Below are 12516 nucleotides of genomic sequence, written 5' to 3'. Positions count from 1 at the left end.
GCCTCAGCGTAAGTGCTCGACCTGGCTGCTATCGACTGATGGCAGCTTTTTTTTGCCCTGCGAACGAGGACATGGATGTCTGTCGTGGTGCTGCCTGCAGCGCCGTTTTCTTCTCTCCTTGTTCTCGAGACCCGCATGTTGCGTACATCCCTTCGCGTGCAAATTCTCTCTCTGCTGGGCGGCAGCCTGATCGCCATGCTGCTGATCGCGCTGGTTTGCTTCCAGTTCCTGTCGTCTAGCGTGCGCAGCTATGCCGAGCTGGTCGATGGCCCATTGCGCGCGTCACAGTTGATCGACGAGGCCAATCTGCAATTCAAGATCCAGGTGCAGGAGTGGAAGAACGTGCTGCTGCGCGGCCGCCAACCGGCCGAGCTGGACAAGTACTGGCAACAGTTTCAGAGCCGCGAGCAGCAGGTGCAGAGCCTGCTGGCGCAGTTGCTGGCAGACAGCGATGGCGAGCTTACGGCGCCACTGCGCCAGCTGCGCGACAGCCATCGCCAGTTGGGCCAGGCCTACAGCAAGGGGCGTGAGGCGTTTCTGGCCGCCGGCGGTGACCCGGTGGCAGGCGATGCGGCGGTCAAGGGTGTCGACCGCGCCGCCAGTGAGCAGATGAGCGCGCTGGTCGAGCAACTGCGCAGTGAGGCCCGCGAGCGTGCGGCGATCATCAATGACAGCGCCCAGCGTACCGTGTGGATCGGTCTGCTGGTCATGCTCGGCTCAGCCATATTGGTGGGGTTGCTCAGCCTGTGGCTGGTCAACCGCAGCCTGATCGAGCCAATCCGCCAGTTGATCGACTACGTGGCCCAGCTCAGCCAAGGACGTTTCGCCGCCCGCGTTGATGATCGCCGTAAAGATGAGCTCGGGCGCCTGGCGCGTGCGGCAAATACCTTGCGTGATTTTCTTGCCGAGACCATCGGCCGGCTCAAGGACAACGCCGAAGAACTGGAAGGCGCCAGTGGCCAGTTGCGCAACCTTGCCGGCGACATGGCGCGGGGCACCCAGGATCAGTTCCAGCGCACCGATCAGGTGGCCACGGCCATGCATGAAATGTCGGCGACTGCGCAGGAGGTCGCGCGCCATGCTGCCCAGGCCGCCCACGCTGCCGACGATGCCGATCACAGTGCCCAGGCGGGCGAGCAGGTGATGCAGGCAACCATCGAGACCATTGCCGGGGTCAACCGCGAGATTGCCGGTACCGCTGCAGTGATTCGCGACCTGGAGCACGACAGCACGCGCATTGGCAAAGTGCTTGAAGTCATCCGCGGGATCGCCGAACAGACCAACCTGCTGGCACTCAATGCCGCGATTGAAGCGGCGCGTGCCGGAGAGGCCGGGCGCGGATTTGCCGTGGTCGCCGATGAAGTACGCAGCCTGGCCCAGCGCACGGCGGCTTCGATTGCCGAGATCAATCAGATCATCGACGCGGTGCAATCAGGAGCGGTGGAGGCGGTCAAGGCGATCGAGAGCGGCCAGCGGCGCAGCGAGGAGGGCGCCGAACAAGTCCAGCATGCGGGGCAGATGCTGCAGCGGATTACCCAGGCGGTCGAGGCGATTCGCGATATGAATCGGCAGATTGCAACGGCAGCCGAGGAACAGACCAGCGTGGCCGAGGACATCTCGCGCAACTTGATCGAAATCACCCGCATCGCCACGGCCAATCAGCAGGCGGTCGAGCATACCGAGCAGGCTGGGCAGCGTTTGCATGGATTGTCCGGGCAGTTGGGGCAGGTGACGGCGCGGCTGGGGGTGTGAACTTTGTTCGACTCAGAATTGCCGGGGCCGCTACGCAGCCCTTTCGCGACACAAGGCCGCTCCTACGCCGACCGCGTATTACCTGAATGCGCGGTCTCTGTAGGAGCGGCCTTGTGTCGCGAAAGGGTCGCGTAGCGGCCCCAGCGATTTAGCATTAGCGCAGATCAGAGCTCTTTGACAGTACGAACCTGATCTTTATTGATGCGGGTACGCTTGCCGTCAAGCTGCTCGATTTCATAGAAGCCGGAATCGTCGTCATAGCTTGGAGTATCTACCGCCTGAATTTCGCGGCCGTCGTTCAAGGTGATCACGGTTGGCGAAGCACAGCCGGCGAGGGCGCCGAGGCCAAGTGCAAGAATAAAGGCGGGAAGGGTCCGTTGAATCATCGTGTTTCTCCTGTCGATGGTGCTTGATGGTTTTATGACGCGGTGTGTCCGCGCAAGTTCCTCAGCCAGTGCAGCATAGTCACAGCAGGCTGACATTGACCGAGAACAAGCGTCGCGTTCGGCGCTGTGCGGGCTGTGATATAACAGGCGCCATCTTCTTCCTTCCCTGCGCTGGAGCCCCCATGAAAGCCAAGGTAGACACCCCGTTCGTGCCGCTGAACATTGCCGTGCTCACGGTCAGCGATACCCGCACTTTTGAAACCGACACCTCTGGCCAGGTGTTCGTCGACCGTCTCACCGAGGCTGGTCACCAATTGGCCGCGCGGGTGCTGCTCAAGGATGACCTGTACAGGATTCGCGCTCAGGTTGCGACTTGGATTGCCGACGACCAGGTGCAGGTGGTGCTGATCACCGGCGGTACCGGCTTCACCGGCCGTGACAGCACGCCCGAGGCGGTCGCCTGCCTGCTGGATAAACAGGTCGATGGCTTTGGCGAATTGTTCCGGCAGATATCGCTTGCCGACATCGGCACCTCGACCGTCCAGTCCCGGGCCTTGGCTGGTCTGGCCAATGGCACGCTGGTGTGCTGCCTGCCGGGCTCGACCAATGCCGTGCGCACCGGCTGGGACGGCATTCTTGCCGAACAGCTCGACGCGCGTCATCGCCCGTGCAACTTTGTCCCTCATCTGAAGCAGGCAGCGGCCTGTGACAGCCGTGGTTGAACCCGCCCCAAGCCGGCCATTGATGCCGGTCGAAGAGGCCCTGCAACGCCTGCTGGCCTTGGCCGAAGCTGCGCCAATCAAGGACACCGAGTGGGTTGCCTTGGCGGCCGCTGAAGGCCGCGTGCTGGCCACCGAGCTGGTGGCCGCACTGGACCTGCCGCCCTGGCCGAACAGCGCCATGGATGGCTACGCCCTGCGCCTGACCGATTGGCACGGCGAGCCGCTGGCGGTCAGCCAGCGGATCTTTGCCGGGCATGCGCCGCAGCCGCTCCAGGCCGGGACCTGCGCGCGGATTTTCACCGGCGCGCCGCTACCTGAGGGCGCCGACTGTGTCGAAATGCAGGAAAACGCCCAAGTGCTGGATGACGGCCGGGTAACCTTCAGCGAGCCGTTGCGGGTGGGCCAGAATGTTCGTCCGCAGGGCCAGGAAACCCGCGTTGGCGAGCAGGTCATGAGCGCTGGCACTCGGCTTGGGCCGATTGAACTTGGCCTGGCGGCGACGCTTGGGCATGCGCGCCTCGAAGTGGTGCGCAAGGTGCGCGTGGCGCTGCTGTCGACCGGTGACGAACTGGTCGAGCCGGGTTTGCCCCTGGGGCCGGGGCAGATCTACAACAGTAATCGTCGCCTGCTCGCCAGTTGGCTGCAACGTCTGGGCTGCGAAGTGGTCGATGCCGGTATCCTGGCTGACGACCTGCAACTGACCCGCGACTGCCTGGCGCGGTTGGCTGACGTCGACCTGATTCTTTCGACGGGCGGGGTTTCGGTAGGCGAGGCTGATTATCTCGGTATCGCCCTGCGTGAAGCCGGTGAGCTGGCGCTGTGGAAGCTGGCGATCAAGCCCGGCAAACCGCTGACCTTTGGCCATTATCGCGGTGTGCCGGTGATCGGCTTGCCTGGCAACCCGGCCTCGACCCTGGTCACCTTTGGCCTGCTGACGCGACCTTATCTATTGCGTCGCCAGGGCGTGGCAAATGTCACGCCGCTGCAGTTCAGCGTGCCAGCCGGCTTCGATTGGCCCAAGGCCGGGACGCGCCGCGAGTACCTGCGCGCCCGTATCGAAGACGGCCGCGTGCGCATTTACCAGAACCAGAGTTCGGGTGTGCTGCGCAGCGCGGCGTGGGCTGAAGGTCTGGTCGAAGTGCGCGAAGGCAGCACCCCGCAACAGGGCGACAACGTCAGTTTCATCCCCCTCAGCGAACTACTTGGCTGAGCGCCTCAGAATCACCGCCGCTGGCGCTGGGGCGGTGCTTGGCAGCGTCTGGGTCAAGCGCGTGTGCACGCTCTCCAGCTGCTGCGCGACGACGCTCCAGTCATGCCGCTGGCGGGTGAACTGGCGGCCGCTTTCGCCCAGCTGACACATCCGCCACGGCTGGTTGAGCAACTGGGTGATCTGCAACGCCAACTGGCCGCTGTCATCGCTGCCCAGGTAATGCTCGCCGTTGTTGACCGCCAGTCCCGACACACCCTTGCTGGTAGTGATCACCGGCAGGCCGGCTGCCATGGCTTCGAGAATCTTCACTTTGGAGCCGCCGGCATACCGTAGCGGGGCAAAAAACAGCGCGGAGCGGCGCTGCAGTTCGCGCAGGTCGGGGCGGTAGCCGATCCATTCGATACGCGGGTCGTTCCAGTGCAGCTTCCAGCTCGCTGGCAGGGCATGCCCGGCAATCGCCAGGCGCACGGCGGGGTTGCTCAGCCACACCTGCGGCAGGATTTCTTCCAGCGCCCACTCGATAGCCTCGAGGTTGGCGCCATACTCGAAATTGCCGACAAACAGCAGGCGCTGACTGTGCGCGGCGGGGCGCACCTGTTCGAAGTAGTCGCAATCAACGCCGTTGACCACTACATTGACCGGCCGGCCGCTGATCTGGCTGATCAACTCGGCATCATGCGGGCTCACCGCGACCACCTCCGAGGGCTGGCGCAGCACCCGCTGCTCCCAGCGCCGGTAGCGCCAACGGTCGAATGCGTTCAGAGGCCTGAGCCACAGCGGCAGGCGGTCGTGACAGGCCGCACCCATCACCGACTCCAGCGTGTGTTCGCTGAGCATGTAGGGCAAGCCGCGGGCCTGCAGAGCTTTTTCGAAGGGCTGAAAGCTATAGCTGTGCTCGATCTGGATAACATCCCAGGGCTCGTCCAGCAGTTGTTCGAACTGATGACGCAGGGCAGGAGCCAGGCCATGGATGATCGCCCGCATGGGGTAATCGATGATCGGCGAAGCAAGCAGGTTGAGTGGGCTGTGCAACGCGCGCCTGGGCAGCACGATCAGGCGCTCGAGCAGGGGTTCAAGGGCAGTGCGGGCGGCGTCGCCGAGGGGCACCTTGGACTGCACCAGCAAGGTAATCCGGTGACCACGCTGCGCCAGTTCGCGCAGCAGGTGGTATTGCCGGGTCTTGCTGCCACTGGTGGTTGGCCAGGGCAGGTAGGGCAAAGTCCAAAGTATGCGCATCGCCCCAAATCCTCGCTGACGGTTGGGTCATGGATGGCAAGGCACGCCCGCACAGGTTCAGCCGATGGCGGCTTCTTCCGGGACGCGTCCGTAGATATCAGTAAAGCGCACGATGTCGTCTTCGCCCAGATACTCGCCGCTCTGCACCTCGATCATCACCAGATCGATCACCCCCGGGTTGGTCAGGCGGTGGGTACGGCCTGGCTTGATGAAGGTCGACTCGTTGGTGTCGAGCAGGAACTCTTCGTCACCGTTGGTCACGCAGGCCATGCCACTGACGATGATCCAGTGCTCGCTGCGGTGATGGTGCATTTGCAGCGACAGCGATTCGCCGGGGCGGACCATGATCCGCTTGATCTTGAACCGCGCACCTTCCTCGAGGATGGTGTAGGTGCCCCATGGCCGGGTCACGGTCCGGTGCAGGCGATAGGCTTCGTGGCCCTGGCGCTTGAGCTGCTGGGCGATGATCTTGACTTCCTGGCTGCGCGCCGCATCGGCGATCAGCAGCGCATCGGGGGTGTCGATGATGATCAGGTTGTCCAGGCCCACGCCGCCGACCAGACGCCGCGGCGAGTCGATGTAGCAGTTGCTCACATCATGCAGTACGGTCTCGCCATTGGCGTAGTTGCCCTGAGCGTCGGTCTGGCGCAGTTCGCGCACTGCTTCCCAGCTGCCGATATCGCTCCAGCCCAGCTCGCACGGTACCACTGCAACCTGGCTGGAGCGCTCCATCAACGCGTAGTCGATGGAGATGTCCGGCGCCAGAACGAACGTGTCCGGGTCCAGTTCTACCTGAAGGGCACGCTCACCTTGTTTGCTGACGCTCTGCTCAAGGCAATGGGCGACGGTTTCCAGCACCTCGGGCGCGTGGGTCTGCAACTCGCGCAGCACGGCGTCGACGCGCAGGCAGAACATGCCGGCGTTCCACAGGTGGCGGCCGCCGTCCAGGTAGGCCTGAGCGGTCGCGGCGTCCGGTTTTTCGACAAAGCGTGCGACCTTGTACGCGCGCTCACCCAATGTCTCGCCTTGCTCGATATAGCCAAAGCCGGTTTCAGCACGGCTGGGCAGCAAGCCGAAGGTGCTCAACCAGCCGTCATGGGCGAGCTGGGCCGCTTGGGCGACCGCTTGTTCGAAGGCTTGGATGTCTTCGATCAAATGATCTGCCGGCAAGATCAGCAGCAGACTATCCTCACCATACTGCTTGGCGCAGTGCAGCGCGGCGGCAGCGATGGCCGGCGCAGTGTTGCGGCCACATGGCTCGAGAATGAAGTCCAGCGCGACATTGAAGCTGTTGACCCGGTTGTATTCATCCTGGGTGCGGAACAGCACGTCGCGGTTGGTCACTGTCAGCACGCGCTCGACACCCGGCAGGGCGCTGGCACGCACGAAGGTCTTCTGCAGCAGGCTTTCACCATCGGCCAGGCGCATGAACGGTTTGGGCATGGCTTCACGGGAAACCGGCCACAATCGGGTGCCGGCACCGCCAGCAATGATGCAAGGGATCAGAACGCTCATTATCACAGCCTCGAAGCGGGGGCGCTGAGGGCAGCGCGATCAAAGGGACTTCGCCATAAACTCAGGCGATCTGTCAGATGTACGGCGAGGCAATAAGTCAAAAAACCGACATTTATTAGCGGCATCCTCCGTGATGGCCAATTATTTGTCGATGATGCGCTTGCTCGCGCCGGCTTTCAATGGCATTTGTGTTAAACCCGCTTATTTTCTGACGCAAGCGCTCTTTGTATGCAGCAATTTGCCCTCGGCCATGGTCGAGATTGGGATAGGTATTTTTGCGGAGTGGAACGGATGAGCGAGCGCAAGGCGATGTTGGTGCTGCATGGCAAGCAAGCCATGAACGAGGATGTCAGAACCGCTGTGGGCACCATGCGCGAGCAAGGCTGGCAGCTGGATGTGCGCTTGACCTGGGAGGGCGGCGACGCCCAGCGGCTGGTCACTGAAGCCCTGGCAGCAGGGTACAGCCACATCATCGCCGGTGGTGGTGATGGCACCCTTCGCGATATCGCCGAAGCCATGGGCCTGGCCGCGACACAGGCCAGCCTGGTGCTGCTGCCACTGGGCACTGCCAATGACTTCGCCAAAGCGGCCGGAATACCGCTGGAGCCAGCCCAGGCGCTGGCCTTGCTGGACCAGCCCGCACGCGCCATCGACCTGGGGCGGGCCGGTGATCAGTTGTTTCTGAACATGGCTACTGGCGGCTTCGGCAGCCAGGTCACGGCCAACACTTCCGAGGACCTCAAGAAAGTCCTGGGCGCAGCGGCCTACTTGTTTACCGGGCTGTCGCGCTTCAGTGAGCTGCAGGCCGCTGCAGTCGAGCTGACCGGGCCGGATTTTCACTGGCAAGGCGATGTGCTGGCGTTGGGTATCGGCAATGGCCGCCAGGCCGGAGGTGGGCATGAGCTGTGCCCCGAGGCGCTGGCTGACGACGGCCTGCTCGATATCGGCATCTTGCCCGCACCGCAGGAGGTGGTCGGTGCGCTGAAAGAGCTGATCGGTGGTGAGGGCTTGTACGTGCGCGCGCGCCTGCCGTGGGTCGAAATAAAAAGTGCGCAGGGGTTGGATATCAACCTGGATGGTGAGCCGATGCACGGCGAAAGTCTGCGCTTCGAAGCCGTCCCGGCAGCACTGCGTGTGCACCTGCCAGCCGATTCGCCGTTGCTCAGTCGTCCAGGCTGATGATCTTCTCGCGCACGGCAAACAGCACCAGGCCTGCGACGTCGTAGATCTGCAGGCGCTTCATGATCTGGGAGCGATGGGTCTCCACGGTCTTGATCGACAGGCCCAGGCCGCCGGCTATTTCCCGAGTTGATTTGCCGCGTACGATCAAGCGCAGGATTTCCAGCTGGCGTGCAGTGAGGTTAAGTCGGTCGTTGATGCTTTGGCGGCTGTTCTGCGCGCGCAGCAAGGCCTGGTTGATCACGGTGTGAGCGATCGCTGGGCTGAGATAGCGTTCATCCCCACGCAAGGCGCTCAGCGCCTGCTCCAGTTCAACAGCGCTGGTGTCCTTGAGCAAGTAGCCATGCGCACCGCATTCGAGCGCACGCATGATCAGCTCCGGATCAGTGTGCATCGACAGAATCAGTACTTTGCAGGGATGACCGCTGGCACGCAGTTGGGTCAAGGCGTCAAGGCCGCTGGTAGAGCGCATGGAGATATCCAGCAGGACGATGTCCGGCTGCAGCTGTTCGACAAGCGCGTTGAGCTGGCCGCCGTCATCCGCTTCACCAACCACCGTATAGCCAGCGATGTCCGCCACGAGCGCGCGCACCCCCGCGCGAATGAGCGAATGGTCATCGACCAGAAGTAATCTACAGGTCATGGCTGGCAAAGGTCCTGGCGCGTTCTTGAGTGCGGGCTGGCCACGGCAGCATGGCCTCGATGCGGGCGCCCCGTCCCGGTTGGCTGTACACGCTCAGGCTACCGTGCAACGCGCGGGCGCGTTCATGCATGCCGGCCATACCGCGCTGACCGGCCGCAGCCGGATCGCTGTTGGGGATGAATCCGCAGCCGTCATCCTCGATGGTCAAGGCCAGCCCCGCAGCGGTGCGCTGCAACTGCACCCGCAGATTGCGCGCGCTGGCGTGGCGCAGCATGTTGGTGACAGCCTCCTGGGTGATGCGAAACGCAGCCATGCTGATGTCATCGTTGATCCCGGTCAGGCGCTGTTTGCACTCCAGGCTCCACTGCACCTCGCTATCGTTCAGCGTGCGCAGCAGGTGCTCGCGCAGGCTGGCTTCCAAGCCGAGGCTTGCCAGCTGGCGCGGATTAAGCAGGGCGGCAACATCACGCACGCTGTTCAAGGCCTCATCCAGGGTGCTGCGCAAGCTGCTGGCATGGCTCAGCAGCTCACTTGGCAGGCGCCGCTGGAGCCAGTCCAACTGCAGCTTCGCTGCTGTGAGCAATTGGCCGATATCATCATGCAATTCACGGCTCAGACGCTGGCGTTCGTTCTCCTGGACCTTGAGCATGCGCTCGGCCAGTTCTGCGGGGCGCAGGCTGATCGAGCGGGCCCACTGGTGCCATTGCCAGGCGGCGCCAAGCAGGGCCGCCATCTGCAGCAGGATCAGGCCGATCGGCATCGGCAAGGCTTTTACGTGCAGTGCCACGTTAGCGCTCAGTGATGCCACGCATAGCGCTGCGGTCGTCCAGCGCGCCACGGCGCTGCGAGAGCAGTGGCGCGGGGTAAGATTCAAACGTGGGAACATAAATTGGAAAGCCACTGAGTTAATGCTATTGGAGGCCTTGCACGTGTCTAGTCAGCGGCTTTGGCGTCCTGCTCACAATCAATTAAAAGCATCTGTTCAATTGACGGCTATCTGCATGGGCTGCATTCATTGGCGCGCATGGTATCACTTAAGTTGTGTTTGGTCGCCTTGCTCAGGGGTCTCAAACCGCCGTATTCACGGGCTCAAAACTATCTGGCCGGGTCTGGCATAACTATCAAAAAGCCAGCATTGGCGAGTGCGTGCATAATCGAGCACTGCAACTAACGACTATTACTCAAGCGGCCAGTCGGAACTTGCCAAGTGTCTGGCTGATAAATACAGCTTGATTGACTTAGTTGCAGACGAATGCCGAACTTACTGTACGTTTGGCGGTGATTCCGATGGCGACCTGGCTGACCCTTGCAGGGCGCTGGCCAGATCATCCAGAAGCACTGCCTGCTCGCTGCGGTCCAGGTTCAGTTGTCCGGTTTGGGCATCGACCAGCTCCAGTTGCCAGTCCAGCAGGTTGAGGCAGGCTTCGACTGCCGGCAGTGCTGTGCTATGCAGGTGTCGCTGGCCGCAGGCAGGTGCGAGCAGATGGTGCAGGGCGGAGCTGTAGTGGGCGACCTCGTCAAGGCCCAGTTGCTCGGCGCGCTTGGCCAGCTTGGTGAGGGTGTCGTTGAGGCACCGGCAGGCATCTGGATCATTGTCGATCAGTTGCAGGTGTAGCAGGCACTCCTGCGCCTGGCTCAACAAGCGCTGTGCATCCCGCAGGAATTCCGGCAGCTCGGCGCCGGGCGGCACGCAGCTATCCATCCTGAGCCTCCAGCACGGTGGGCTGGAGCGGGCTGGGCAACACCGAAACGATTGCTAGCAAAAGCCTGACTCCATTCATGCAATGAGAATGGCGTCACATTAATGGCTAATGGATATCGCGAACATCAGGTTAGGCCTGATTGCGGCATAGGGGAAACCCTGAGGGGCGTTGCTGGTTACGCCGCCCTAACAGGTGTTGCTGAAAGTGTCGAAGCAGTAAAGCATGATGGTAAAGTGATATCAATCGCCTGGTCTGGATTTGCTGACGAGGGTCAAGCTGCCGGTTTACCCGCCGATACAGAGCAGATGATTACATTTTCCCGATACGCGCCTGGGGGCTTCCAATGGCTGGCATTCTCGACACTGTAGACCAACGTACGCAACTGGTAGGTGAGAACCGCCTGGAAATCCTGATGTTCCGTCTGGCGGGCCGTCAGTTGTTCGCCATCAACGTGTTCAAGGTGCAGGAAGTGCTGCAACTGCCCAAGTTGACCTTGATGCCGCAGCGTCATGCTTATGTGTGTGGGGTGGTCAACCTGCGCGGGCAGACCTTGCCGGTGATTGACCTGTCCCAGGCGATTGGCATGCGCCCGCTGCAACCAGGCCCGGACAGCACCATCATCGTCACCGAATACAACCGCTCGGTGCAGGCGTTTCTGGTCGGCGGTGTCGATCGCATCGTCAACATGAACTGGGAAGCCATCATGCCGCCGCCGACCAGTGCCGGTCGCCAGCATTATTTGACGGCGATCACCAAGGTCGAAGAACAGTTGGTCGAGATCATCGACGTCGAGAAGGTGCTGGCCGAGATCGTGCCGTACAACGCCAAGGTGTCCGGCGACAAGCTTGCCGATCCGGTACTGGCCAAGGCGCGCGGCCGCGAGATATTGCTGGTCGACGATTCCACCGTGGCCTTGGCGCAGTTGCGCGATACCTTGTCGCAACTGGGCGTAAAACTGCATGTGGCCAGCGATGGCCTGAAGGCCTTGCGCATGCTCAAGGCCTGGGCAGATGCCGGTGAAGACCTGTGTGAAAAACTGCTGATGATTTTCACCGACGCCGAAATGCCGGAAATGGACGGCTACCGCCTGACCACCGAGATCCGTAGCGATCCGCGTCTGCGTGGCCTGTACGTAGTGCTGCATACCTCGTTGTCGGGTAGCTTCAACGAGTCGATGGTGAAAAAAGTCGGCTGTGACAACTTCCTGTCCAAATTCCAGCCAGACCGTCTGGTAGAGGTGGTGCGGCAGCGCCTGATGCTTGATCACGCGCCGGCCTGATACCTGCACGCGTCCTGCTGGGTATAAGCTAGGCGTTTTTGCACTGGCATGAGGCGGGCAGGGATGTTTGTAAGTGAGTTGTATCGGTATCCGGTGAAGTCGTGTCGGGCGCAAAGCCTGCAGGCCTCGCCGGTAGGTCTGCTCGGCCTGGAAGGCGACCGCCGCTGGCTGGTGGTAGAGGAGGGCAACGGACGCTTCCTGACCCAGCGCGCCTGGCCACTGCTGAGTCAGCTCAGTGCCACGGTCGCTGCCAGTGGTGATCTGCTGCTGGAGACGCCAGGGCAGGCACCGCTGCTGGTCGCCGTGCCGGCGGACGACGAAGACTTGCGCGGTGTGACCATCTGGCGCGACACCTTGCGCGTGCCAGACGCAGGCGACGCTGCTGCGCTGTGGTTGAGCCAACTGCTCGGCAAGCCGGTGCGGCTGGTGTATTGCCCCGAGCCGCGCGCGCGTTACCTGCCCAGCGGCTATGGCTTGAACAGCGACCGTGCGGCGTTTCCGGATGGCTTTCCGTTGCTGCTGATCGGCCAGGGATCACTGGATGAGCTGAGCCGGCGGGTTGGCCGGGCGATGGAGATGCTGCGTTTCAGGCCCAATCTGGTGGTGCAGGGCAGCGCAGCGTTTGCCGAAGACGGCTGGAAGCGGATCCGCATCGGTGCGCTGACTTATCGCATCCTCAAACCGAGCGTTCGTTGCATATTCACTACCCTTGACCCGCACACGGGCGAGCGCAGTGCTGACCGCGAACCGCTGGCCACCCTGAAGACATTTCGTGAGCGTGACGGCGATGTGCTGTTCGGGCAGAACCTGGCGGTGGATGGGCCGGGTGAGATTGCCGTGGGCATGCCGGTAGAAGTGCTGGAGTAAGCCGCCAGCTCAAGCCCGCTGCAG

The 12516-nt window shown here is 62.4% G+C and carries 12 protein-coding genes and 1 pseudogene; 7 read left to right on the top strand and 6 right to left on the bottom strand.

Features of this window, described 5'->3' with window-relative positions:
* Positions 1-75: 75 nt before the first annotated feature.
* Together AC58X1_RS07360 and AC58X1_RS07355 are read left to right on the top strand one after the other, a co-directional pair.
* Positions 76-819 (top strand): annotated as a pseudogene (locus AC58X1_RS07360) (methyl-accepting chemotaxis protein); the annotation flags it as partial.
* 165 nt (positions 820-984) lie between these two features.
* Complete coding sequence (locus AC58X1_RS07355) at positions 985-1752, top strand: methyl-accepting chemotaxis protein (RefSeq protein WP_375139929.1); 768 nt, start codon at positions 985-987, stop codon at positions 1750-1752.
* Positions 1753-1916: 164 nt separating this feature from the next.
* On the opposite strand, the gene AC58X1_RS07350 is transcribed toward AC58X1_RS07355, so the two are convergent.
* Positions 1917-2138, bottom strand: coding sequence for a YgdI/YgdR family lipoprotein (locus AC58X1_RS07350; RefSeq protein ID WP_150570734.1), 222 nt, complete (start codon positions 2136-2138; stop codon positions 1917-1919).
* 182 nt (positions 2139-2320) lie between these two features.
* On the opposite strand from AC58X1_RS07350, the gene moaB reads away from it, so the two are divergent.
* Together moaB and AC58X1_RS07340 are read left to right on the top strand one after the other, a co-directional pair.
* A complete protein-coding gene (gene moaB / locus AC58X1_RS07345; protein WP_497428579.1) occupies positions 2321-2860 on the top strand; it encodes a molybdenum cofactor biosynthesis protein B in 540 nt (179 codons plus the stop codon).
* Positions 2861-2882: 22 nt separating this feature from the next.
* Positions 2883-4070: a molybdopterin molybdotransferase MoeA gene (locus tag AC58X1_RS07340; protein WP_497428777.1), complete on the top strand. Its 1188-nt coding sequence runs from the start codon at positions 2883-2885 to the stop codon at positions 4068-4070.
* Here AC58X1_RS07340 and AC58X1_RS07335 read toward each other — a convergent pair.
* Entirely contained in the window at positions 4059-5306 is a 1248-nt protein-coding gene (locus tag AC58X1_RS07335; protein WP_150570735.1) for a glycosyltransferase family 4 protein, read from the bottom strand. The genes AC58X1_RS07340 and AC58X1_RS07335 overlap by 12 nt on opposite strands.
* A 57-nt stretch (positions 5307-5363) precedes the next feature.
* Entirely contained in the window at positions 5364-6821 is a 1458-nt protein-coding gene (locus tag AC58X1_RS07330) for a mannose-1-phosphate guanylyltransferase/mannose-6-phosphate isomerase (protein ID WP_497428578.1), read from the bottom strand.
* Positions 6822-7112: 291 nt separating this feature from the next.
* Between AC58X1_RS07330 and yegS the strand changes: the two genes are divergently transcribed.
* The gene (gene yegS, locus AC58X1_RS07325; protein ID WP_497428577.1) at positions 7113-8000 is read left to right on the top strand and encodes a lipid kinase YegS; all 888 of its coding nucleotides are present in this window, start codon (positions 7113-7115) and stop codon (positions 7998-8000) included.
* Here yegS and AC58X1_RS07320 read toward each other — a convergent pair.
* From AC58X1_RS07320 to AC58X1_RS07310, 3 genes are all read right to left on the bottom strand, one after another.
* Entirely contained in the window at positions 7984-8643 is a 660-nt protein-coding gene (locus AC58X1_RS07320; RefSeq protein ID WP_101321230.1) for a response regulator, read from the bottom strand. The two genes, yegS and AC58X1_RS07320, sit on opposite strands and share 17 nt — an antisense overlap.
* The gene (locus tag AC58X1_RS07315; protein ID WP_150570737.1) at positions 8633-9529 is read right to left on the bottom strand and encodes a sensor histidine kinase; all 897 of its coding nucleotides are present in this window, start codon (positions 9527-9529) and stop codon (positions 8633-8635) included. Before AC58X1_RS07315 ends, AC58X1_RS07320 begins: the two co-directional genes overlap by 11 nt.
* A gap of 375 nt (positions 9530-9904) precedes the next feature.
* The gene (locus tag AC58X1_RS07310; protein WP_259072443.1) at positions 9905-10345 is read right to left on the bottom strand and encodes a histidine kinase; all 441 of its coding nucleotides are present in this window, start codon (positions 10343-10345) and stop codon (positions 9905-9907) included.
* Between the two features lie 344 nt (positions 10346-10689).
* Between AC58X1_RS07310 and AC58X1_RS07305 the strand changes: the two genes are divergently transcribed.
* Both AC58X1_RS07305 and AC58X1_RS07300 read left to right on the top strand, forming a co-directional pair.
* Positions 10690-11625, top strand: a complete 936-nt coding sequence (locus AC58X1_RS07305) for a chemotaxis protein CheV (RefSeq protein WP_101321223.1) — start codon at positions 10690-10692, stop codon at positions 11623-11625.
* Between the two features lie 63 nt (positions 11626-11688).
* Entirely contained in the window at positions 11689-12492 is an 804-nt protein-coding gene (locus tag AC58X1_RS07300; protein WP_188036425.1) for an MOSC domain-containing protein, read from the top strand.
* The last annotated feature ends 24 nt before the right edge of the window (positions 12493-12516 follow it).

Source organism: Pseudomonas sp. PGPR N4, assembly GCF_059693665.1.
Note: the sequence above shows the minus strand (reverse complement) of the source record. Positions and strands in the feature narration are given on the sequence as shown.